Source organism: Sedimentitalea sp. (assembly GCF_039973035.1).
Classification (GTDB): Bacteria; Pseudomonadota; Alphaproteobacteria; order Rhodobacterales; family Rhodobacteraceae; genus Sedimentitalea.
Genome location: NZ_JBDWLR010000029.1, coordinates 199,406 through 221,589 on the forward strand (window position 1 = coordinate 199,406; position 22,184 = coordinate 221,589).

Consider the following 22,184-nt stretch of genomic DNA (forward strand, 5'->3'; position numbering starts at 1 on the left):
GATTCATCCTCATTCGAAAGCCGTTGGAAAGCCCGGTTCGGGTCGCATCGTTTCGTAGGTTGCAGACAGGCCAAGAAGTGCTGCATCTTTCCCGCGACCTGCAACGATTTGAATGCCCACCGGCAAGCCCTGTTCAGAGAAGCCGCAGAAGAGACTGACCGCTGGCAGACCCGTCTGATTTGCCATTGCGGTAAAGGAGACATGTGACGAGGTCTGCTCGGGATCGGGGCCAGCGACATCAGCCGCAAACCCTACCATCGGTAGCACCGGCGACAGAACGAAATCGCATGTGTCGACAAGCGCCAGATAGCGATCCCGCGCACGCTCGATGGCGGCAACAGCGTTTAAATAGGCCTTGGCGGTCACGGCATCGCCGCGATCACAGTACTGCGTGATCACGCTGAGTGTCTCATGACGTTGGCCCTTGGGAAGTTCGTCACGCTCAAAGGCAGCTTTGACTGAAAAATAGGTGTCGAGACTTTCATAGATGTCTGTATCGTATGGCTCTGCCAGCGGTACAATGATCGCACCTTCGCTCTCAAGGGCGCGGGCGGCATCATCTGTTAATCTCAGGACTTCCGGATCCACCTTCGGGCCAAATCCCATCGATGCCAGATAACCAATTTTCAGCCCTTTCAACGGAAGAGGCGTTACAGATGCGGACAAGTGCGCGCCCGGTTCAGGTGTGCGGTGATCCGGCTGGGCCAATACTGACAGCATTAACGCCGCGTCGGCAACAGAGCGGGTCAGCGGGCCAGCCACGCGCGCCTCACTGAGGGGCAGATGCGGCACGACACCGCTCCCAGGTTTCATACCGAATAGCGCGTTTTGGGCCGCAGGCAGGCGCACCGATCCACCAAGATCCGTCCCTATTGCCAAGGGTCCGATGCCAGATGCGATTGCTGCACCGGCGCCACTGGAGGACCCTCCAGTATTCATGGCAAGGTTCCACGGATTGCGGGTGATGCCATGCGCAGAGCTGATTCCGGACGCAAGCAAACCGAAATCCGGCATCGTAGTCTTTGCGAAGAGGATCGCCCCAGCCTCTTTTAACCGGGCGACGGGGGGAGAGTCCTCGGTCGGAAACGGGTTGCCCATCCGGGCTTTGGTGCCGCGCCAATAGGGACGCCCAGCCTCGGCAACGCTGTCCTTGATAAGAACGGGGACACCGTCAAGTGGTCCGAGCGGTTGTCCTGCCTGCCACCGAGCCTCGGAATCTTTGGCAGTGGCCAACGCTTCTTCGCACCGTTGATCAAACAAGGCATTCAGGCTGGGATTGACTGCCTCTGCACGATCTAGAACAGATTGCATCGCATCCACTGGCGAAAGGGCGCCGTTGGAAAACCCATCCAGAAGCTCGGTCGCAGTCATTCTCCAGCTCATTTAATTGGCCCTTTCTGGACTGGCTGCGCGCTCATGCGTTGACAGCCGCAGCCTTGTCGAGATCTCCTCCGGCAGCGTCTATGCGGCGGACCATGTCTGTTAGGACATCGCCGCCTTTGGCCAAATCTTCGGGTTTGGTAAACTCATCGTAGCGGTGGATCACGCCGTTGACGCTTGGAACGACAAAGACAATCGCAGGGATACGTCGGTTGATAGTCACCGCGTCATGGCCGCCAACTGTATCAAGCTCTGTACGCTTGTGCCCATGCGCATCGGCCGCAAGTTCCACCAGCCTGATCAATCGACTATCGAAACGCCCCGCCGGTCGTCGATCAATCGAAACAATTTCCCCAACCACGCCAGCTTTTGTCATTAGTTCAGGCAGCGCGGCTTTGAGAGCGGCTTCGGACCAATCCAGCATATCCTGTTCGGGTGAACGTAGTTCGCAGAACAGAATAGCCTTTTCGGGCACGATGTTGGGCGAGTTGGGTGAAACATCTAGTCGCGCGACTGAGGTATAGAGCGTGTCCGTCGCAATATCGGCCAGACGTTTGACCTCAGCAATGACATAGGCTGCGCCCAGAACGGCATCTTTACGTTCTTCCATTGGTGTGGGGCCGGTGTGGGCTTGATGTCCGGTCACTTCGATCTTTACCTTGAGCGCGCCCCAGTGGCGAACCTGCGGGGCGACGGACAGCCCCTCGCGTTCCAGTACCGGCCCCCCTTCGACGTGGATTTCCAGATAGGCAGTCGGTTCCGGGGCTATGTCGGTTCCTGCATACCCGACGCGTTCAAGTTCTTCGGCCACTGTGCGGCCCTCGCGATCTTTGCGGGCCAGCGCAAACTCCAGCGTGTTTTCACCCGAAAACACAGAAGAGCCGAGGAGCGAGGGCTGGAACCGAGCGCCTTCTTCGTTCATCCAGTCGGCGACCACGAAATTACATTGCGGCGAAATACCTTCTGCCTTGCACTGCGCACGGTAGCTTTCGATGGACGCCAGCGCACACATCACACCATAGGCGCCATCAAACCGGCCCCCCAAGGGCTGGCTGTCAATGTGTGAGCCAAGCATGATCAGCGGTGCATCTGGCCCCGTCAGGTCGATCTGGCCGTAGAGATTGCCAATGGCATCGACCTTTACGGTGTAGCCGCGATCGGTCAACTCGCCCTTGAACCAATCCCGTGCCGCGGCATGCGCATCTGTCAGGGCAGGCCGATCGACGCCACCATCAGGTGTTGCACCGAACTCTGACACTTTGGTCATGAGGTAATCCAGGTATTCAGAATCTATGGCGGCAAGGCCGGTCAGATTAGGCATCGATACTCTCTTCTTATTCCGCAGCGGTAAGCGTTGATTGGGTATTCAGGAAGCAAGCCGACAACGCGTGATCGCCTCGCGAAGTCAGGGTCGGGTTCTCGCTGCGACAACGGTCGAAAACGTTCGGGCAGCGGCTGGCAAATGCACAGCCTGGTGGCAGGTCGATAGGGCTCGGAGGTTCGCCTTCCAACAGGCAGTCCTCGGGACGGTAACGGCGCTCTTCCAGCGTTGGCGCCGCCGACAGCAGCGCGCGTGAGTAGGGGTGGCCGGGATCGAAGAACAGACGCTCGTTTGGCGCCACTTCAACCGCCTCGCCCAGATACATCACGCAAATCCGCGAACAGACGCGGCGGACCATCGCGAGATCATGTGAGATAAAGATGTAGGTGAAGCCGTGCTGTGCCTGTAAACGCTCGAACAGATCCAGCATTTTGCCCTGCTCGGTCTGGTCCAGAGCTGACAAGGTCTCATCCATGATCAATAGCTTTGGCTCGAGGATCATCGCGCGCGCCACGTTTAGCCGTTGGCGCTGCCCGGCGGAGAGGCCTGTCGTCAGCGAGTTGTAGAGTTCGTGCGGGAGGCCGACCTCAGACATCACGGAGCGCGCACGATCGCGTCTTTCCGCACGATCACCGATGCGGTGAATTTTGAGAGGCTCTTCCAGAATGTCACCGATAGCCGATTGCGGCGGCAGCGAGCCATAGGGGTCTTGCAGCACCAATTGAAAGCGCCGTCGCATCATCCGCAATTGTGCATCGCTGGCATGGCTGACTGTTTCGCCTTCAAACAGCACTTCGCCAGCATCAGGTCGCTCCAAGCCCGTCAACAGGCGCATCAGCGAAGATTTTCCGCAGCCGGATTCGCCGACCACACCAAAATTGTCGCCTTGGAAAACGTCGAACTCGACATTACGTACCGCTTGCACCAGCGATTTGCCGAACTGCCCACGCTGGCTTACTTCATAGGCCTTCGCAACGCCTCTCACCGACATGATCGGGCGGGCGGCTTCGTGCTCGGCAGAATGTGGTTGAGTGGATTGGTCCCACAGACGTGGCAACTCGGCGATCAGTTTACGAGTATAATCCGTGCGCGGGGACTGAACGAGTTGGGCAGGCTTCTGCATTTCTACCACCCGCCCGCCATTCAAAACCATGACCCGGTCCGATGCATCACACGCGACTGGCAAGGAAGAGCAAATGAACAGCACCGCAGTCTGGAACTCAGCGTTCAGTTCGCGCATCAACTTCAAGATCTGGGCCGCAACGGTGACGTCCAGCGGCTGGGTGATATTGTCAGCGATCAACAGGGCAGGATCCGAGATCAGCGCGTCGACGATCATGGCTCGCTGCATCATGCCGCCCGAATATTGAAACGGGTATTCATTGAACCGCTGTGGCGCGGCAGGGATACGGACCGCCTCCAACAGTTCGATCGCCTTTTCCCTAGCGGCGGCGGCCGAGAAATCAGGCCTCACCGCCCTCAGCTTTTCCACCAGCTGAGCACCAACAGTCATGGTAGGGTCCAACGCACCAGCCGGGTTGCCACCGATGTATGCAATTTCGCGACCGGCCAATCGCTTGGCCATCGCAGTATCTTTCAGCAAGTCCGTACCGCGAAACCGCACCTCTCCCTGCGTTACAGTCAGAGGTGCCGACAACCAACTTGCGAGTGCGCGCGCCAGCACTGTTTTTCCGGAGCCACTTTCGCCGATCACGGCGAGAATTTCCCCTGAATTCAGTTCGAAACTTATGTCGTGCAGGATCGGCCTGTCCCCGTTCGGCAGTTGGGCGACGATGTTCAGCCCAGACACTTGCAGGACGGGATGCTCTGTGCGGGTCGTTTCCATATCACGAGCCTCCGTAGATTACGTTTCGGGACCGCTCCAATGCGGCACCCATCAGGTTGATGCTGGTCAGCGTGAGGAACAGGAAAACCCCTGGCATCGTCGCAATCCACCAGGCGTTCATGATGTATTTGCGTCCGTCAGAAATGATGTTCCCAAAGGTCGGTGTTGGCGGCTGTACACCAAGGCCAAGAAAGCCCAGCACACTTTCGAATATCATCATCCGCGCAATATCAAGCACCGCCACAAATGCCATCGGGGGCAACACGATCGGCAGCAGTAGGGTGAACATGATCCGCATGTCAGAGGCGCCGAGCACCATCGCGCCGCGAACGTATTCCTTCTTTCGCTCGCTCATAACGGTGGACCGCATCACGCGAGCATAGACGGGCCAACCGGCCAGACCCAGCACCAGAATAATTGCAGGAATAGTTGGCCGCGATACACCTAGTATCGTAATGGCCAGAATGATCATCGGGATCGCCAGCTGGGCGTCGGTGATCCGCATCAAGACCATATCCACCCGCTTGCCATAGTAACCTGCAAACATCCCCACCATGGTACCTACGACCAACATGAGCACTGTGGTCGTGACGCCAATAAGCAGCGAGTAACGAAGCCCGACAAGTGTACGGGCCAACATGTCGCGACCCAACTGGTCTGTGCCAAGTGGATGTGACCAAGACCAGCCTTCTCCCATGAACACCGGCGGCATCAGCTTGGACCGAATGTTCATTTTTGTCGGATCAATCCCGCTCACCTCGGGATAGAAGGCCGCAGCGAGAAACAACAATACAAAGACGGTCAGCCCGATGCGAAACTCGATAGAGGCGAACGCCATGCGCCAAATTCGCGATGCAACGGTGTGTGTCACGTCAACGGGCGCATCGAGCGCGCGAACATCTATATCGGCCATCAGTAATCCAACCTTGGGTCAATGGTGGTGGCTGCAAGATCAACCACGATGTTGATAACGACGAACGCTGCTGCAGTTATGATCGCGATGCCCTGTATCAGTGGAAAGTCGCGCTGCATGACCGCGTTGATCGTCAGAAGGCCGAGGCCTGGATAGTCGAAGATGAACTCGACCACCAAAACCCCTCCAAGAAGGACCGAGAACTGAACGCCCAAGAGGTTCAGGAGCGGAACGGCCGCGTTTTTCATGCCGTGGTGAAAGACAATTCGGTTGCGCGACAGGCCGCGAATACGCGCTATGTCGATGAAATTCTCAGACATCACACCGGCCACTGACACAGTCAGCGTACGAATGATGAAGGGTGCCATTTCAATAGCCAGCACGAAGGCGGGAAGCAACGTGTAGGCAAAGCCCTGGTACCCGATAGCCGGAAGCAGTTGCAGCTTCACCGATAACAGTAATGCCAACACAATGCCGAGCCAGAAGTTCGGTAGACTGACAAAGATCGATGACAGATAGAGGGCAACCCGATCCGGCCAGCGGCCTGGCGCAAGCCCGCCCGCGACGCCGATTGGTATCGCGATTATCAGCGCGAACACCATGGACAGCAGCGCCAGCTGAATAGTCATCGGCGCGGTTTCCGCGATGAGGTCGAGCACCTGCGCCCGCTCACCACGGGTGGTGTCATCAAAGCTGGTTCCGCCGACCGACGCGCCATTCTTCGGGCGCACAAAGGACTGTCCGAAGTCTCCTTGAACAACCCCACCCATATAGCGGGTGAATTGAACAGGTATCGGATCGCGCAGACCCATTTCTTCGGCGATCTGTTCGATCAATGCCTCAGGTGCCATACCTCCAGCCATCAGGCGGACAGGGTCCCCGGGAACAACGCGCAGCAGCGTAAAGATCACTGCCGAAACGATGAACACAATGATCGCGCCTTGGAACAGACGGCGTAGCAAAAATTTCAGTATGAACATGCGGTCCCCGAGCGGGTGGATTGGACGTATGAGAGGCGGGAACGCGGCGCAAGCCGCGCTCCGTTAGTCAGGATCAACCCATCGTTGCTTTGGACGCATCCGTCAGGCCATCAGGGTAGATGAACAATCCGTCCAGATTTGATCGCATGCCGTGGATCATGACGGATGTGAACAATGACAACGCTGGAACCTTGTCTGCCAGCATCGGCATCAGGTTGGTTTGCAGGCTTTCCTGCCTTGCTTCCAGTGAGGTTGCGTTGCGCTCGGCATCGAGTGCCGCGTCAATTTCAGGATCGTCGATCCCGCAGATCCGTTTGGACGATGAATGGAAATGTGTACGCAGCACCAGATCGGGTTCGGGTGAGCCCGTGGACCAACCGCAATCGACCATGTGACCTGGACCACCACCTGGACGATCATAAAGCCGTTCATTCCAGGCCGCGACTTCCATCACGCTCAGAGTCACCGGGAAACCCTGTTCCTGCATCAACGCGGTGATGACCTCACCATATTCTTTGGTTTTGGGGTAAAAGCCGCTGGATGTGATGTATTCCAGTTCCGGCAGGCCCTCGCCATTCGGATAGCCCGCCTCGGCCAGCAGGCGCTGACATTCCTCTGGATTGTATTCAGGGTAGTTTTCAAGATCAATATAGCCGAATTTGATCGGCGAGACGAAATTGCTCGAAGCATGACCCGCAACACCCATCACTTCCATGATCAACTCACGGTCAATGGCGTGACAGGCAGCTTTCCGTACCAGAGGATTGTCGAACGGAGGTTTCGAGCAGCGGAACCAGAGGTATTTGTTTTCGACCGAAACGCTGGTGTTCAGCTTGATACCATCCTCTCCCTGCAGGGTTTCCACCTGCTCGGGCTCTAGCCGTTCAATGATATCGGCCTGACCACCCATCAATGACAGCATCCGTGTTGTTGCATCGCCGACGAAGGAAAAGGTAACGCCAGTTACAGTCGGAGCGCCTCTGAAGTAGCCTTCGTAGGCTTCCATGACGGTATCGTTGCCCCGTTGTTCCACGAATTTGAACGGACCGGTGCCATTCAACCGCTGTGTCAGGATACCACCGGGACCTTCTGCGATATCTTTCGCCGACATGATCGGCAGGTAGGCCGCAAGGAAAATGAACAGCGATGCACCGTATCCGCCCTTCGACGTGTCAACGATTACCGTATAATCATCCGGCGTGGTGACTTCGAACGTATCTGTCGCGCCCGGATAATTCTGTGCCGGACGGTCTGGTTGGGAACCATATTCAAACGTCGCTTTCACGTCTTCGGAAGTGAAGGGTTTGCCATCATGAAAGGTGATGTCATCGCGCAGCTTGATCTCTAGCTGGGTCGCCGAAAGTTCGTTGATTTCGGTGGCCAATTCCATGACGAGTTCGCCGGGATTCTCCGGCGTCATAGGCGCACGCGCCAGATATCCCATTACAAAGCCCTGGATTGTGCTTTGCGACAGCGTGGTGTGCGCGGTGCAATCCCAATTGCCTGTGATGTTTTCTGCGGACAGGAAAACAATAGGCTTGGTCGTTTGCGCCATCGCAGGAGAAAAAAGAAAATCGGGGTTCAGCCGGGGCGCGGCGGCAAGCACGCCAGCAGCGGCAGAATAGGTCAGTAGACGACGACGATTAATCATTTGTGGCTTTCCTTGTTGGTAGGTTAACGTTTATTTTGCTTGGTTTTTTGTGACGGCCATCTTGCGCGGCCTTGATGCAATAAGGTTCAAGTGATGGACTGCCCCACAAGACCACCAAGGCGCGCGAGCGCCTCGGCATGAAGTTCAGGCGTGGCTGCTGCCACGACGTGTCCCTCTGAGCTCAGATGTAGTGGCTGGCCGGCCCAATCGGTGATTGTTCCGCCTGCGCCCTCAATGATCTGGACCAGAGGCAGGTAGTCATAGGGCTGCAAACCCGTTTCAATGACCAAATCACAATGGCCAGAGGCGAGCAGTCCGTAGCTGTAGCAGTCTCCGCCAAAGCGAACGAGGTGGGCCTCGGCTGCAATGGTTTCAAAAACACCCTGCATATCTCCGGAGAACACAAAAGGGTCGGTCGTATACACAAAGGCTTCGGACAATCGGGTGCAGGCACTGGTCTCGCAGACAGAACCGTTAAACGTTGATGCGACCCCGACACACCCCTGCCAGCGCTCGTTGAGGGCAGGCATGTCTATTTGACCCAGACAGGGCCTGCCTTCTTGAAGCAGAGCCATCAAGCCACCGAACAATGGGTGACCTGTCACAAAGGATTTGGTGCCGTCGATCGGGTCCACGACCCAAAGGTGACGACTGCTCAGGTTGACTGGCGCCTCTTCTTCGCCAAATATTCCGTGCTCTGGAAACCGGTCGGTGATGCTGTTGCGTAACGAGCGCTCAATTGAACGATCCGCGACGGTAACGGGAGAGTTGTCTGCCTTGGCCTCTACACGAAGAGGGCTGCGAAAATACTCCATGGCGATCGAACGCGCAACATCGGCGGCCTCAGCCATGAACTGAATTTCTTCGAGAAAGCTCTCTGCCGTCTTGGCTACCATTATGTCTCTTCCTGTTGTCGCACCCCCATCTGGCGCCAAGATGAGGCTTTGTGTCAACATTTTTGGCAAAATTATCGAAAATAACCACAAATTGCCAAGCATTCGCACATAACTTGTGCTCGATATCGGCTCAACCTTGCGGATGAAGCACAAACAGCAGGGCAATGTTGCTCCTTTCTGCCGAGCTCGTAGCCCAAACCTGTGGCTGCAAACCTCGTTGTCCTTAAGGTTCGAATCGCACGCTTTTACAGCACTTTGTCCAGTGTCTATCGATCTATGAACAAAGTACTCACCCAAAAACTTCATCTAAATACCGCCAGACTTACCATTCTCGCTGACGAATCCGGTACGAAATGCTTGCACTCTTTGCATTTCCAGAAGCATTGTGGGTATATGTGGAAATGTGTGAATTTACGAAATTATTGAGGCGAGAAAGATCTATGTGGTCGCACGAACGACAGCAAAGAATAATGGACCTTCTTGAAAGCAATCAAAAGGTCTCTACCAAGGCACTTTCGGCCACCTTGGGTGTTTCGCGGGAAACGGTGCGCCGTGACCTCAAGGAAATGGAGCAAAAGGGCGTATTGCTGTGCGTTCATGGCGGCGCCAAGCCAATTAACGCCATCATCGAACCTGAAGCGACCTTTGCACAACGTCAGGAACAGTTTCACGATCAAAAACAGGCCATTGGTCAACTGGCTTGCGATCTCATCCCACACAATTCCACCTGTTTCATCGACGCCGGTACAACCACATCGACCTTTGCCCGTTCGTTGGCTGCGCGAGGAAACATACGTGTGATCACGAACTCGCTGGAAATTTCCCAGATAGTGAATCTGGGCCACAATTGCGATGTGCTCCTGTTAGGTGGTCGCCCACATAGCGATGTACCCGCCACATATGGTGAAATGACTCTGTCCGAAATTGATCGCTTCTTGGCGGATTTCGCGGTGATCTCGCCCACAGGGTTGCATCAAGACCGCGGGGCAACCGATTATGAATTGCACGAAGCTGAGGTAGCTCGCGCCATGATGCGCCGCGCGCAGACCTGTATGATGCTGTGCAACTCAGATAAGATCGGCGCCGAAAGCCGTGTCAGTATCTGCCGGTTGGATGAGGTTGATCATCTTGTGACTGATACACTGCAGGGCGGACAAGACTTTACACTGCCCCGTGGTACGGTTCATTGGGCGATCTCGTAAGAGGGCACCATAAAGTTGATTGCCAGGTCCGCTGATATCCAATGAATCACCATAGTAACTCTTCAGTTTGCCGGGTTCTCCGCATCTTGACGCGAACTTTCCCTCATAGCGCTTCCTGAAGGTCAGGGCTTGAAACTGCCAGATGCTTCGACGGCAATCAAATCAATGGGCCTAAAGAGTAGAAGCCGGTGACGTCTAGTCACTAGGTGGCAAGAAATTTTTTCTCTTAAACAATGGGGTTTCTAGTTGGGGCAGGGGAGTTCACGATTAACCTTTGGTCCTCAAAAATGCCGAGGGTCCAGCGCGCTGGTTGCTAATGCAAAGGCGCATATAAGCAACCATCAGCCCAGCCTTGTCTTGTTATGCTGCAAACTCAGAACGTCGCGCCGGCTGTAGTGACCGGCGGGATCAAGTTTCATGTGCGCGCCCAACACATTCTCGACCGAAATGTCGGCATATAGGATGGCTTCCTGCCCCAGCACCGGCCCAGCAATGATCGTGCCGTAAGGATCTGCGATCATCGAGCCGCCGTCGTTGATGACATTGCGGCCCTCGACAACATATTTTCGAAGCAGAAAACTGTCAGGAATATCCTGTGTACGCAAAAGTCCTGAAACGGACGTGCAAAAAATGCGGCCTTCAAGCGCAATAAACCGGGTGATGTCCTGGGTGACATCCAGATCTCCCGGCCATGCCGCGATGTGCAACTGCTCGCCTTGGTCATAGAGCGCCTGACGTGCCAGCGGCTACCAGTTTTCGTAGCAATTCAGGCCACCGACCCTCAGCCCCTTCCAATCGTGAACCTTCAACCCGTGCCCATCGCCATCCGCCCAAGCGAGACGTTCGTGGAACGTCGGCTTCAACTTGCGATGCACGCTGACAATGCCGTCGTCAGGATGGATTGCCACCAGCGAAGCATAGACCGTCCCCCCGGAACCTGCGCGCTCGACAATCCCGATGTAGACGAAAACGCCCAGACCGCTCGCCTCTTTTGTGATCGCGGCAAGTTCTGGTCCCTGGGTCGAAACCGCAGATTCCAAATAGGCAACATGGCCGATCTTCAGCAACTCGTCATTGTGAGAAACGGCAGGAGCGCGCAACCAGACGGGATAACCTGATAGAAAAACCTCGGGGAACACGACCATTTCGGCCCCCATCGCTGCTGCATCGCGCAGTAGGGTAATCGCCTTGTCGGTCGTAGCGGAGCGATCCAGCAGTACAGGTGCAGCCTGAACGGTAGCAAGTTTCAAATGCCGTTCCCTTTTAAGATCGGTGAGTAAATGCACGTACCAGTGTCGCAGGTTAAACTGGAACTCTTAATTATCCTATGATTAATTTTGCTATACTTTGATTGACAGATATCTTGGCAACCTATTAGCCTGCGAACATGTCACGTAACCAAACTCAGAAAAAGTTGATCAATTTGGCGAAGGCGGCGGTCGAAAAAGGCCGGTTGCGGCGAGCATCTCTTTTGCCCTCCGCAGTTAACGGGAGGAAACAAAATGGGACTGGATGCGCCAGTTTGTCGGATAGGGAGGTTCACCTATCTTGATCGCGGAACACAAACGTCACTGCGCCGCAACGGAAAGGTTTACACACAACGGGACGGAAGCGGTTCTGACGACGAATGGGTGGGCGTCACAGCGGACACAAGACAAATAGAAGTCCAGAACGCCCGAACCTATTCCGGTACGCAGCGTCATACTCTGGATGCAAACGGCTTCGAACTGCTTGGACGCCCGCTGGCCGATCAAGACGTTGATTTCCTCAAGAACGATTCCGTTGTCCTGAGTTATTACCCCCAGGTTGAAGACGTCATTCGTCAGGCTTGCGGCGCGCGATTGGTTGCGGCATTTGACCACAACGTGCGCTCCGTCGTGGGCAACCGGAGCAAGCGCCAGATCGAGGGCGGACAGCAGGTGCAACCGCCACTGCACATGGTTCACGGTGACTATACAATGACGAGCGCCCCGCAACGGTTGCGCGATCTGGCAAAGCCTCCGACACGCAATGATACGTTTCGATCAAAACTCGATGAGGGCGAAACCTTGCTTGATCCGACAGAAGTGGAGCAGGCGATCACAAAGGGACGGTTCGCGATCGTAAATTTATGGCGGAACATCGCCTCGGAGCCGGTCCTCACCCACCCGCTCGCACTTTGCGATGCTGCCCGTGTGAGCCCTGACGACTTGGTGGTCTTTGAAATCCACTATGCTGATCGGATCGGTGAAAACTATTATGCAAAGCACTCCGAAAACCATCGGTGGTTCTTCTATCCGGAAATGACCAGAGACGAGGCATTGCTGATCAAGCAATGGGATTCCGACGGTGAATTGTCCCGTTCAGATGGGAAAAGACCGGATAGTGCACGGCCCGACGGCGCGTCGACGTTCAGCTTCCACAGCGCCTTTGTCGATCCGTCCGTGCCTGACGATGCCCCCGATCGCTGGAGCATCGAAACCCGATGTGTCGTTCTCTATTGAAACCTCAGCAAGCTGTGGCGCTGGCTTTGAATGTGACCAATACGAAGATTTAGGGAGGAAAAACATGTCATCTGTCTGTGCAATCATCGGTGCCGGTGAGGGGCTCGGCTCAGCCTTGGCGCGCAAATTTTCCAGTGAGGGAATGGATATCGCGCTGGTATCCCGTTCAGAATCCGGAAGCGCGGACGCTGTGGCGGCTGCATTGGAGGGGCGCCCCACGGCAAAGGTCCAGTATTACAGCGCAGATGCCACCAACCCCGTTTCAATTGAGCAGGCTCTTGCGCAAGTTGCGGAAGACTTCGGCGATATAGATGTTCTGATTTATAACGTGCGCGATGCTTTCACCGTCATTGACCCGCTCGACATGACTTACGACGCCCTTGAGGACGCTTTCAGACTGGAGGTTGTCGGGGCATTTGCAGCGGCCAAAGCGGTGTTGCCCCCCATGCGCAAACGCAATCAGGGAAGTATCTTTTTCTCAAGCTCCACTGCGGCCTTTCGGGGGTCCGGGAAGTTACCGATTTATGCAATTGGCAAATTTGGTCTGCGCGCGCTGACACAGGGACTTACCCGTGCCTATTCAAAGGATGGTGTACACATTGTCCATGTGCGTCTGGACTGCGATCTTGATGTTCCGGTGATGCATGAAAGGTACGGCGACAACTATGACCCTGAGAAACTGGCGCAACCGTCTGATGTCGCACAGTCCTATTGGCATACGCATCTGCAGCCGCGCTCGGCATGGAGCAACGAAATCGAACTGCGGCCTTACTCCGAGACGTGGACGTTCTGAAAGCTGCGCGCTCAGGACGCCAGAAATCGGGATAGCGGATAGCGGAAAGTGTCTTCGTGGCATTTCAGTGCGTTCAGCACGGCAGTGCCGGAAAAGTCGCGCGTATCATACTGGCAAACGGCAACCAGTGGATAGCGGTGCCCAATTTCGTGATCAAAACGTCGTTCGTAATCGAACAGCTCGTCATGGGTCATACCAAGGTCGAGGCACCAGGTCATATCGCCCAAAAGTCGAAAAGACCGAAGTCCCGCCTGCCGTGCCGCAAAAATGCCCTGCTCGACAAACCGGCACATGGCTTCTCCATCAGGGATTCCATTGCTCTGAATCAGTTGCCCGCTCTCGATCGCATCGCTTAGGCCGCTCCAAGCCTCGCCGACATGGCCAAGAATTTCCTCACGAACCGGTTCTGACGCGATCAGAAAACAGCCGTCACCGTTTCTCAGTCCGTCCACCAGGAAAGGAATCGACCATTTGAGCCGTCCGAGATCGCTCTCGTAAAGTGTGCAGATGTGGCTGCCGTATTCGATCGCAACGCCTTCCAGCACAACCTCGCTCGGGCGATTGGCCGTGGGCGCAACGACTTCATCCGACTCACGATTTTCCAAGAACGACATCAAGTCCTCGCGCCGAAAACGACGCTCTTTCTTGGCCCCAAGGCGCATGCAAGCGAGCCGTCCCGAATTCGTCCAACGCCGCAATGACGCCTCGCTGACTTTGAGAATCGAAGCGGCTTCCTTGATATTTAGAAGTTCGGAATTCGTGTCGATCCGTGAAGTCATTGTTTCACCCTCATCAATTCAAAGTTTGCCACGAGCACACAGAAAGTTCTGTGGGTAACTGGCCGGACTCTTCCCCACAATCACTTGATATTGATTGAGGTTTTGAACACCGATTCAAGACTGTTCAATCCGTTATACAACCGACCCAATCCCCTCACAAGCGCCGCAACCTATAGTTATGCTAACATAGTCATTCCTGTATTTTGATATATTTTCTTGACACATTATTCTTCGCGGCGTTAGCGTTTGGTAACGATGAATGTCCGGATGCAAGGGGAGGAGCCCAAGCTTCGCCGGGCTGATTGGGTCGCCGAGTATTGCTGAAATGGTTTCAGAATCCGAGTTCGGCCCGCCAACGGGAGGAACCCAAAAATGTCGAAAAAAGTACGTCTGTTGCACCATCCCGCTTCGCAACCTTGCCGCACCGCTCTTCAGTTCATGATCGAGAACAATATCCCGCACGAAGAGGAAATCATCGATATCACCACAGACATCAACGAACGGCAGGATTTTCGAGATGAATACAACCCGACAGGGCAGGTCCCAATTCTGTGCGACAACGGTGTCCGAGTTTGGGAAAACGTGGCGATTGGCCGATATTTAAACGAGAAATTCGACTGCGCCAGCCATTGGTTTGGCAGCACCCTGGAACAGCGCACACGAGTGAACATGTTTGTGCAGTGGTATGCTTATACGCTCCGGCTTGGTGGCGGTGCATTTCATTGGACGATCTTCGGCCCAATGATCTACGGCACCGACAAGGATTTTTCAGCCGAAGTTCGCAAAGGTAAACATCTGCTCTACGAGTCGATGGACATGCTTGAGAATTATTGGATCGAAGACAACGAATTCCTCTGCGGCAACGAAATCACCTATGGCGATCTTGCTGCGTTCCATGAGTTCGTTTCACATGAGGCTGGCGGTATCATTCCCGATACCGTGTGGGCAAAGCACCCCAAGACCCGAGCATGGTTCGAGAGAATGTCAGCGCGTCCTGCCAGCAAGCAAGTCAGCGAGTGGCAGTACGAAACCATCAGAAAGGTCATGGGTGGTGAAATGAAGGTCACCTTTACGCGCAAGACGGCAGTTTTGAAGGGCACAGAAGCCCACGGCGGCCACAACACTGGCCTCGTCCACACCGGTGAAAAGCGCGACTACATCGCCGAGGTTGAGGCCGCGCTATGAAGCTTTCGACACTGAGCTGAGTTCAACAAGGTGATTAACACAAAGTGGCCGCCCCGACCTACGGTGCGGCCACCATACCTGATAGTACACAACATAGGCGAAGACCAATGGTTGCCAGGTCTTACCGCAACCACACAGCAGCCCTTTCAGGACAGGAATGTAAAGTGAAGAAACCCGTCGCTTTGGAGGCGGGCAGCTCTAGGAATAATGAATAATGGAGTGAACCTAGAGGATCCGCGGAATGGCGAAGTGTTGGTCGAAATCAATGCTACGGCCCTGCGCCACAACTTCCAGTTCACCCGTCCTGGTCACCAGCCCGACGAAATCTCCCGGCCATTTCGACCATGAACAAACAGGCGCAACCATCGAAGTGCGAACCGTCGAGGGAGAGGTGGCATGCCCCACGCCATTGCAACATGCTCTTGATGCATTACAAAACTCGTGACCTTCTGACCCAGGCCTGACGCCGGAGCGCCCATATGGATTTTCTAACCGACAAGTTTCTCATTCCCGCCGACCGCTTTGACGGACCCGTGCTGGTGACCGGTGCCGGTGGATGTATCGGGGCGTGGGCGCTTGCCATCCTCAGTCGCTCAGGCATTTCCTGCGTCGCCGCCGATTTGCAGGACGACCGTACCCGACCTGCGCTGATTATGGGGCGGGATGCGGCGGCAGATCTGATCTGGGAGACTTGTGACGTCACAGACGCTGTCCGCCTTGGCGACATCGTCCAAGGACACAACAATCAGGCGATCATCCACCTCGCGGGTCTGCAAGTGCCTTTTTGTGCCGCGAACCCGGCCCTAGGCGCGAGAGTCAACGTTGAGGGCACCATCAATGTCCTGCAATGTGCTCGCGAGGCCGGTATCAAGCGCACAGCATACGCCTCGTCGGTTGCTGCCGTCGGCATGCCGCCCGGCGGGCCGTATAAGGAAACACTTTACGGCGCGTATAAACTCGTCAACGAACACAGTGCCTATGTTTACTGGGCCGACTGGCAGGTCCCGTCGGTCGGCATTCGCCCCAACGTCGTCTATGGTATCGCCCGCGATCAAGGTATGAGTTCGCTTAACACGCAGGCGATTCAGGCGGCTGCGATGGGTCTTCCATTCGATATCCCATATACTGGCAATTATAGCTGGCTTTATGCGGGTGAGGCTGCGGCCGCTTTTATCGCCTCCGTTAGTCAGGAGGGCACTGGCGCGCCGGTGTTTGACCTGAACGGCACCTGCGACACCATCGAAAATGGTATGGCCATTTTGCGCGAGCTGGAGACCGGAGCGCAGGTCAGCGCCTCGGGCAACCCGTTTCCCTTCCCGTCCGATCTTGATGACGCGCCTTTGAGGGCGCATACACTCGAGTACCCATCGATAAGCTTGCAAGACGGAATCCAGGATACCCATCGGGCTTTCAAGCAACTTATTGAAAGCGGGCAACTAACCCAAATGCCGGGATAAGCAGATGACATCAGAGCCGATATTGTCACCAAAGCTCAGAGTCGCGGTTGGCCATCCTCTTTTGTCGCTGTGATGCAGCATCTGACAGTGTTTGCGCTCATGCGCTATCACTCACTGTCCAAAGCAATCGTCCAGCCCCACCGTGCAATAGCGCCCGCCAGACCAGCCGTTCACCTGTGCGGAGGCAGCTCGATTTCAAACGGCCTTTCGATGTGCTTAAACCAGTGACTACTTTGCCCGCTGTGAACTGAAATCACTACCAATATTGTCCATATCAGATAGTCTAGCGATCAAGGTCTATCCCATAGAGGTCACGTGCCGCAGTAGTATCCGACCTAAGCCCCCAAGTGTTGCAAGTGGATCGGGTAGCCGCAAAATCGACCTCATCTTCATGCTGTGTATGCGGCCAGTCGCTGCCCCAGACGACATGATGATCCTCCAGTTTTGATAGAAGCGCATGCGCGTGGGCGGTCACATCAAATGGCGAGCGGTAAGGGGCGGAAAACTTGAAATAGAGCGAAGAGGCATCTGTCAGTTTGTTGGTCGCTAGGATCATCGGGTCGCGATCGGGATTTGGATCAGAAGGCAGCCCAAAGTGATCGACAACGATCCGCACACCCTGGTCTGTCAGCGGCGCAAGGACGTGGGCAATTCGTGGGCCCTCTAGATGGATTTCAAGGTGAAGGCCGTATCGCTCCAGTTTGCGAAAGAAGGCCCGAACGGCTTTCGATCTCAGATCCGGGACGACTTTGCCGCGTACGAGGTTCCATCGAACGCCCCGTGCCCCCGCACATACTAGATCAGCAAGTGCGTCGTCGCTGACATCCAGAGGAACCACGGCAACGCCTGCAAAACGCGTCCGGTCCAGTCTGGCAAGGGCTGCGCATAACTCAGAGTTATCGATTCCCAGGAAACTGACCTGAACAATAACACCGCCTTTAATATCGTATTGCTCGTGATGTGAAAGTCATCTTGCGAGGGTGGCATGCTTGTCGTCTTTCTCGTCTTCTCGATTCTTCTGGAAAAACCTCTTCCCCGAGAAGCCTTGTCACCCTTGTTCGGGTTTGGAGGTTAAGACATGGAGTTCTACACACAGGCCCTCGGCAATGTTCTGACCTTCTGGCCGTTGTTAGCGATGATCGGGGCTACTTTGCTCGGCGTGTTCATTGGCGCGCTTCCCGGCCTCAACCCGGTTATGGCAATCGCCTTGTTGCTGCCTTTGACTTACTCGATGGACCCGCTCGTGGCGCTTGCAATGGTCGCGGGTATTTATAATGGCTCAATGTATGGTGGCGCGATTCCCGCGATCCTGCTGCGCATCCCCGGCACGCCCGCGTCGAATGCCACCACGTTCGATGGCTTTCCCATGGCCGACAAGGGCGAGGCCGCGAAAGCGCTCAAAATCGCCTGCTGGTCTTCGGCGGTGGTCGGCATTGCAAGTGCAATCGCGCTGATGACAGTCGGCCCGCTTCTTGCACGGGTTACACTTTACTTTGGCCCGGCTGAATACTTCTGGATTGCCATTTTCGGGATGGCGTCGGTCGGTGTGATGGTTGGATCGGACCCGATCAAAGGTATCATGGCCGCGGTTCTGGGTTTGCTCATCGGCACGATCGGCATTGATAGCCTGTCTGGCCTGGCGCGCTATACGTTCAGGCAAACATGGTTGCTGGGGGGGCTTGATCTTATTGTCGTGCTGGTTGGGCTCTATGCTTTGCCACCCGTCCTACAATTGGCGGAGAAGTGCGACCTCAAAGGTCTGTCAGCGGCCCAGTTGAAACTGACCACGTGCCGTTCAAGCCCGGTGAAACCCGCTCGCTGATCCCGACTTGGATTCGGTCTTCCGGCATTGGCATCGGCGTTGGTATCCTGCCCGGCGCGGGCGGTAACATCGCTGCCTTTCTCAGCTACAATGCGGCCAAGAACGCCTCCAAAGACCCCGACAGCTTTGGCAAGGGCAACATTCAGGGCGTTGCCGCCGCAGAGAGCGGTAACAACGCGGATAACGCCGCCTCCATGATTTCCGCGCTCGCTCTGGGGATCCCTGGAAATGTGGTCGCAGCCCTTGTTCTCAGCGCGCTGACGATCCACGGGCTGCAGCCGGGACCGCAATTGTTCCACCAGAACCCCGTCCTCGTCGGCGGGTTCATGATGGAGATGCTGATTACATCGCTTTTGATCCTGCTGCTCGGTGGGGCCGTCGCAACCCGTGTATTCGCTCGGTTCCAAAGGCTTCCCGGGGTGCTGCTGGTGCCGTCCATTCTGATCCTGATGTGCGTTGGCGTCTACGTGATCAACGGCCGCCCTATCGACCTGTGGGTGATGTTGCTGGCCGGGGCCGCGGGATACTTTCTTGAGAAGGTGAACGTCCCATTGGCCCCGGTTATTCTAGGTATGATCCTTGGCCCAATGGCGGAACAAAGCGTGCGTCGCGCATTGTTGATCAGCCGGGGCGACGCCACTGAATTGCTGACCCGCCCAATATCAGCGACTTTGGCCGTTGCCGCGGCGCTGATTATCGCTTGGCTCTTGATCAAAGCCGTTCGACGGAAAAGAGCTGCTGCCATCGACGTAGAATGACCGCAATCTGAGGTTTCTCTCTCTGCAGGCAAATCCAAATTACCGTCATTGATGATGGCCATAGCATTCTGAGACGAGGAGCTCACTGCCGACCTAGGAGGGTACGCAGCATTCGCATGCTGATCTGCACCAGAGGGTATCAAGGACGGCCCCTCTCTAGTTGAGCCTGTTTTTGCCGGCACAAAGACATATGTAGCACTGGCTGCCGGCCACCTTGATCTCGTTGGGCCCAAATCAGATCCGAAGATTGCGTTAGTCCTGCGCTCTCGAGCATTGGAACGAGCAGTTTCCGCTACACCGTCCACACGCCGGTATTTCTGACCCCCCGCAAGATCAACTACTGCCATGTAACCGGGTCTAGGCGGAACAGTCTTGCCAGCTGATCATAAACATTTGGCAATTCGTTTTTAAGGGCCAGTGGTCGCTCGAAAAACACCTCCACGGCAACCGCAAAAAACTCTTCGTGCCCTTCCGCGCCATATGCGTCGATCACGGTTTTCAACCCGTTTTCAACGGAACGAACGTGGGCGTTATAGGCGGTCAGGAACACTTGCTCCCATTCGGCAAAGCTCTGTCCGTCGCTCATTATGGGAACGCCATTGGTGTGGCCGGACAGGTCATCGATCTGATGGGCGAATTCATGAAGAACGACATTGTGTCCGTCTCTGTCGTTCATCGCACCTTGTAGGCTGTGTGCCCAGGATAGCACAACAGGTCCGCGCGCCCAACTTTCGCCTGTGCGTACGATTTCCTTTTCTGTCACGACATAGCCGGAGTATTCGCGTTGTCGCGATTTGAAGGCGTTGGGATAGATCAGGATTGTTGTAAGAGCCTCGTACCACAAGTCGCTGTTTACAATGAGCAGGCAAGCCTGCGCCGAAATAGACAGCTCTATTTCTTCGGTGACCTCCAACCCGTCGCACCCGATGAATTCTACCTGATCCAAAAACAGGCTCACTTTGCCTTCAAGCAGACCGCGCAAGTCTGTTGGAAGCCTCAAAATAAGCGGGACCTGGGTCGCGATGACGGTGCGCTGGTGATCGGAAAGTGCTGTCGAAAGAAGCCTGGAGCGTGTTTGTTTTTTTGACCAGTAGCGGTAGCCCATTACGGCCACAGCAAGCATCAAGAGGGTCACGAAAATCCACATGGACAAACCATACACCGATCAAGCGCAGCGATAAGTCCTAATAGTCAGAAGAACAGCAGCGATTGTTCGAAATCGTCCCGCAACCGCAAGCTATCCTCTAGCATCTTTGCGATCTATCGAAATTAATGCAACAGTCCCGCATCAAGGGTATTGCGGCTGCACCATCCTCGGGAAGGCTCTCCACTTGGGGAACATCCGCTTTTTAGGAGACACAAGATGACGCCGCTGATCCGGATCACCCTGATGTTCGTGGTTTTCGTCGACCTCATCGGTCAGGGTCTTGTGTTTCCGATTATCAATTCATTGATCATGAGCCCCAAATCCGGCTTCCTGCCAGAGGCAACCGGACTGGGCATGCGTCATTTCAATTTCGGCCTTGTTGTCGGGATCTTCTTTCTCTCATGGTTCTTTGGTGTCGTGTACGTCTCAAAGCTCTCGGACTCGATTGGCCGCAAGAACGCCCTGCTGATTTGCCTTACTGGGGCATTGGCAGGATATGCAATCACCATCGCTGCGATCATGGTCAACAGTCTTTGGCTCTTGGTTCTCGGACGCGCCATCACCGGGTTTACTGCTGGCAACCAACCGATTGCGCAGGCTGCGATGATTGACGGCAGCACCGACGATGCCGACCGAGATCGCAATATGGGCTACATCGTCACCGGGGTCAGCTTTGGTTTGGTCGGGGGGCCGATCATCGGAGGGCTATTGTCCGATCCTGACATCATCGGAAGTGTCGCAAGCTTTACGCTGCCGTTTTACGCTGCATTTGTTATGGTGCTGATTGCGATGGCGCTGGTGTTGTTCTTTTTTCACGATATTCGCGTTGAACGTGTTCCGTACGTCTTTCGCCCGCGTGAGATCTTTGAAAGTTTCTGGCGGGTCTCCGAGTATCCGGTCGTGTTGGTCTTGCTGCCTGTCTACAGCCTGTTCATGATTGCGAATGTAACCTTTTACATATTTGTCGACAACTACCTGACCAGCGCATTCGGCTATGGGGTCGTCGGTGGTAGTGTTGCAATGCTGGTGATCGGCGCGGCGCTGGCGACGAGCAGTACGTTCCTTGTGAACCCTGTTCAGAAGCGGTTTGGAAAACGCACGATTGTGGGTGCCAGCCTTGGCACCATGATGGTTTGCGCTATCGCTTTTGCGCTCATTCCAGTTGCGGCTTTGACATTCATTCCGATTTTTCTGTTCTATTTCTTGTTCGGCATATCCTATCCGACTCTGCTGGGCCTGTTTTCAGGGAGCGTAGGGGGCGCTGATCAAGGCTGGATCATGGGTGTCACAACCTCGATATTCTGTCTTGCGGGCGGTATCATGTCGCTAGCCGGTGGGGGACTGATGAGCATCTCAATACATGCGCCGTTCTATATCTCCGCAGGCGCCGCGATTATCGGCCTTATCGTTATGGGATTGACGTGGGGCACACCGTCCATTCGGAAGCTCACCGCCAGACCTCAACAGGCGTCCGCGGCAACCCCGTCTGACTAGGGTGCGGATTGGGTTTGCGTCTGCGGCCGGACGATTGCCCGGCTAATTGCTTTGCCAAGAGCGCTGTTTCCCGCAGG

17 protein-coding genes and 2 pseudogenes are annotated in these 22,184 nt (G+C 55.4%); 8 read left to right on the forward strand and 11 right to left on the reverse strand.

The window, feature by feature from the left end; translation table 11 throughout:
* Positions 1 to 9: 9 nt before the first annotated feature.
* From ABJO75_RS07205 to ABJO75_RS07235, 7 genes are all read right to left on the reverse strand, one after another.
* On the reverse strand, positions 10 to 1,371 hold the full coding sequence (locus ABJO75_RS07205; protein ID WP_348128833.1) for an amidase: 1,362 nt from the start codon (positions 1,369 to 1,371) through the stop codon (positions 10 to 12).
* A gap of 43 nt (positions 1,372 to 1,414) precedes the next feature.
* Positions 1,415 to 2,701: a Zn-dependent hydrolase gene (locus ABJO75_RS07210; protein WP_348128836.1), complete on the reverse strand. Its 1,287-nt coding sequence runs from the start codon at positions 2,699 to 2,701 to the stop codon at positions 1,415 to 1,417.
* 13 nt (positions 2,702 to 2,714) lie between these two features.
* Positions 2,715 to 4,547, reverse strand: coding sequence for an ABC transporter ATP-binding protein (locus tag ABJO75_RS07215; RefSeq protein ID WP_348128839.1), 1,833 nt, complete (start codon positions 4,545 to 4,547; stop codon positions 2,715 to 2,717).
* A gap of 1 nt (position 4,548) precedes the next feature.
* On the reverse strand, positions 4,549 to 5,460 hold the full coding sequence (locus ABJO75_RS07220; protein WP_348128843.1) for an ABC transporter permease: 912 nt from the start codon (positions 5,458 to 5,460) through the stop codon (positions 4,549 to 4,551).
* The gene (locus tag ABJO75_RS07225; protein WP_348128846.1) at positions 5,460 to 6,440 is read right to left on the reverse strand and encodes an ABC transporter permease; all 981 of its coding nucleotides are present in this window, start codon (positions 6,438 to 6,440) and stop codon (positions 5,460 to 5,462) included. The genes ABJO75_RS07220 and ABJO75_RS07225 overlap by 1 nt, the downstream gene beginning before the upstream one ends.
* A 73-nt stretch (positions 6,441 to 6,513) precedes the next feature.
* On the reverse strand, positions 6,514 to 8,091 hold the full coding sequence (locus tag ABJO75_RS07230) for an ABC transporter substrate-binding protein (protein ID WP_348128849.1): 1,578 nt from the start codon (positions 8,089 to 8,091) through the stop codon (positions 6,514 to 6,516).
* Positions 8,092 to 8,177: 86 nt separating this feature from the next.
* Entirely contained in the window at positions 8,178 to 8,987 is an 810-nt protein-coding gene (locus ABJO75_RS07235; protein ID WP_348128851.1) for an inositol monophosphatase family protein, read from the reverse strand.
* 353 nt (positions 8,988 to 9,340) lie between these two features.
* On the opposite strand from ABJO75_RS07235, the gene ABJO75_RS07240 reads away from it, so the two are divergent.
* Positions 9,341 to 10,189 carry a DeoR/GlpR family DNA-binding transcription regulator gene (locus ABJO75_RS07240; RefSeq protein ID WP_348128854.1) on the forward strand — a complete coding sequence of 283 codons (849 nt, stop codon included), beginning with the start codon at positions 9,341 to 9,343 and terminating at the stop codon, positions 10,187 to 10,189.
* A 341-nt stretch (positions 10,190 to 10,530) separates the two neighbouring features.
* Here ABJO75_RS07240 and ABJO75_RS07245 read toward each other — a convergent pair.
* Positions 10,531 to 11,475 (reverse strand): annotated as a pseudogene (locus tag ABJO75_RS07245) (carbon-nitrogen hydrolase family protein).
* A 216-nt stretch (positions 11,476 to 11,691) separates the two neighbouring features.
* Between ABJO75_RS07245 and ABJO75_RS07250 the strand changes: the two are divergent.
* Entirely contained in the window at positions 11,692 to 12,672 is a 981-nt protein-coding gene (locus tag ABJO75_RS07250; protein ID WP_348128857.1) for a CmcJ/NvfI family oxidoreductase, read from the forward strand.
* 64 nt (positions 12,673 to 12,736) lie between these two features.
* Positions 12,737 to 13,465 carry an SDR family NAD(P)-dependent oxidoreductase gene (locus ABJO75_RS07255; RefSeq protein WP_348128859.1) on the forward strand — a complete coding sequence of 243 codons (729 nt, stop codon included), beginning with the start codon at positions 12,737 to 12,739 and terminating at the stop codon, positions 13,463 to 13,465.
* 11 nt (positions 13,466 to 13,476) lie between these two features.
* On the opposite strand, the gene ABJO75_RS07260 is transcribed toward ABJO75_RS07255, so the two are convergent.
* The gene (locus tag ABJO75_RS07260; RefSeq protein ID WP_348128862.1) at positions 13,477 to 14,244 is read right to left on the reverse strand and encodes an MEDS domain-containing protein; all 768 of its coding nucleotides are present in this window, start codon (positions 14,242 to 14,244) and stop codon (positions 13,477 to 13,479) included.
* Positions 14,245 to 14,616: 372 nt separating this feature from the next.
* Here ABJO75_RS07260 and ABJO75_RS07265 point away from each other — a divergent pair, with 372 nt between their 5' ends.
* Positions 14,617 to 15,429: a glutathione binding-like protein gene (locus ABJO75_RS07265; RefSeq protein WP_348128865.1), complete on the forward strand. Its 813-nt coding sequence runs from the start codon at positions 14,617 to 14,619 to the stop codon at positions 15,427 to 15,429.
* 479 nt (positions 15,430 to 15,908) lie between these two features.
* Positions 15,909 to 16,886: an SDR family oxidoreductase gene (locus ABJO75_RS07270; protein WP_348128868.1), complete on the forward strand. Its 978-nt coding sequence runs from the start codon at positions 15,909 to 15,911 to the stop codon at positions 16,884 to 16,886.
* Between the two features lie 283 nt (positions 16,887 to 17,169).
* On the opposite strand, the pseudogene ABJO75_RS07275 reads toward ABJO75_RS07270, so the two are convergent.
* Positions 17,170 to 17,832 (reverse strand): annotated as a pseudogene (locus ABJO75_RS07275) (amidohydrolase family protein); the annotation flags it as partial.
* Between the two features lie 132 nt (positions 17,833 to 17,964).
* Here ABJO75_RS07275 and ABJO75_RS07280 point away from each other — a divergent pair.
* Together ABJO75_RS07280 and ABJO75_RS07285 are read left to right on the forward strand one after the other, a co-directional pair.
* A complete protein-coding gene (locus ABJO75_RS07280) occupies positions 17,965 to 18,708 on the forward strand; it encodes a tripartite tricarboxylate transporter permease (protein WP_348128870.1) in 744 nt (247 codons plus the stop codon).
* Positions 18,675 to 19,466: a tripartite tricarboxylate transporter permease gene (locus ABJO75_RS07285; protein WP_348128873.1), complete on the forward strand. Its 792-nt coding sequence runs from the start codon at positions 18,675 to 18,677 to the stop codon at positions 19,464 to 19,466. The genes ABJO75_RS07280 and ABJO75_RS07285 overlap by 34 nt, the downstream gene beginning before the upstream one ends.
* A gap of 337 nt (positions 19,467 to 19,803) precedes the next feature.
* Here the strand turns inward: ABJO75_RS07285 and ABJO75_RS07290 are convergent, their stop codons facing one another.
* A complete protein-coding gene (locus tag ABJO75_RS07290) occupies positions 19,804 to 20,613 on the reverse strand; it encodes a M90 family metallopeptidase (RefSeq protein WP_348128876.1) in 810 nt (269 codons plus the stop codon).
* Between the two features lie 216 nt (positions 20,614 to 20,829).
* Here ABJO75_RS07290 and ABJO75_RS07295 point away from each other — a divergent pair, with 216 nt between their 5' ends.
* Positions 20,830 to 22,107 carry an MFS transporter gene (locus ABJO75_RS07295; RefSeq protein ID WP_348128879.1) on the forward strand — a complete coding sequence of 426 codons (1,278 nt, stop codon included), beginning with the start codon at positions 20,830 to 20,832 and terminating at the stop codon, positions 22,105 to 22,107.
* The last annotated feature ends 77 nt before the right edge of the window (positions 22,108 to 22,184 follow it).

Bases quoted from the DNA above. Each gene is read 5' to 3' on its own strand.
- ABJO75_RS07280 (WP_348128870.1), top strand. From the start codon at position 17,965: ATGGAGTTCTACACACAGGCCCTCGGCAATGTTCTGACCTTCTGGCCG.
- ABJO75_RS07290 (WP_348128876.1), bottom strand. From the start codon at position 20,613: ATGTGGATTTTCGTGACCCTCTTGATGCTTGCTGTGGCCGTAATGGGC.
- ABJO75_RS07240 (WP_348128854.1), top strand. From the start codon at position 9,341: ATGCTTGCACTCTTTGCATTTCCAGAAGCATTGTGGGTATATGTGGAA.
- ABJO75_RS07225 (WP_348128846.1), bottom strand. From the start codon at position 6,440: ATGTTCATACTGAAATTTTTGCTACGCCGTCTGTTCCAAGGCGCGATC.
- ABJO75_RS07250 (WP_348128857.1), top strand. From the start codon at position 11,692: ATGGGACTGGATGCGCCAGTTTGTCGGATAGGGAGGTTCACCTATCTT.
- ABJO75_RS07265 (WP_348128865.1), top strand. From the start codon at position 14,617: ATGTCGAAAAAAGTACGTCTGTTGCACCATCCCGCTTCGCAACCTTGC.
- ABJO75_RS07205 (WP_348128833.1), bottom strand. From the start codon at position 1,371: ATGACTGCGACCGAGCTTCTGGATGGGTTTTCCAACGGCGCCCTTTCG.
- ABJO75_RS07215 (WP_348128839.1), bottom strand. From the start codon at position 4,547: ATGGAAACGACCCGCACAGAGCATCCCGTCCTGCAAGTGTCTGGGCTG.
- ABJO75_RS07235 (WP_348128851.1), bottom strand. From the start codon at position 8,987: ATGGTAGCCAAGACGGCAGAGAGCTTTCTCGAAGAAATTCAGTTCATG.
- ABJO75_RS07295 (WP_348128879.1), top strand. From the start codon at position 20,830: ATGACGCCGCTGATCCGGATCACCCTGATGTTCGTGGTTTTCGTCGAC.
- ABJO75_RS07230 (WP_348128849.1), bottom strand. From the start codon at position 8,091: ATGATTAATCGTCGTCGTCTACTGACCTATTCTGCCGCTGCTGGCGTG.
- ABJO75_RS07255 (WP_348128859.1), top strand. From the start codon at position 12,737: ATGTCATCTGTCTGTGCAATCATCGGTGCCGGTGAGGGGCTCGGCTCA.
- ABJO75_RS07210 (WP_348128836.1), bottom strand. From the start codon at position 2,701: ATGCCTAATCTGACCGGCCTTGCCGCCATAGATTCTGAATACCTGGAT.
- ABJO75_RS07260 (WP_348128862.1), bottom strand. From the start codon at position 14,244: ATGACTTCACGGATCGACACGAATTCCGAACTTCTAAATATCAAGGAA.
- ABJO75_RS07270 (WP_348128868.1), top strand. From the start codon at position 15,909: ATGGATTTTCTAACCGACAAGTTTCTCATTCCCGCCGACCGCTTTGAC.
- ABJO75_RS07220 (WP_348128843.1), bottom strand. From the start codon at position 5,460: ATGGCCGATATAGATGTTCGCGCGCTCGATGCGCCCGTTGACGTGACA.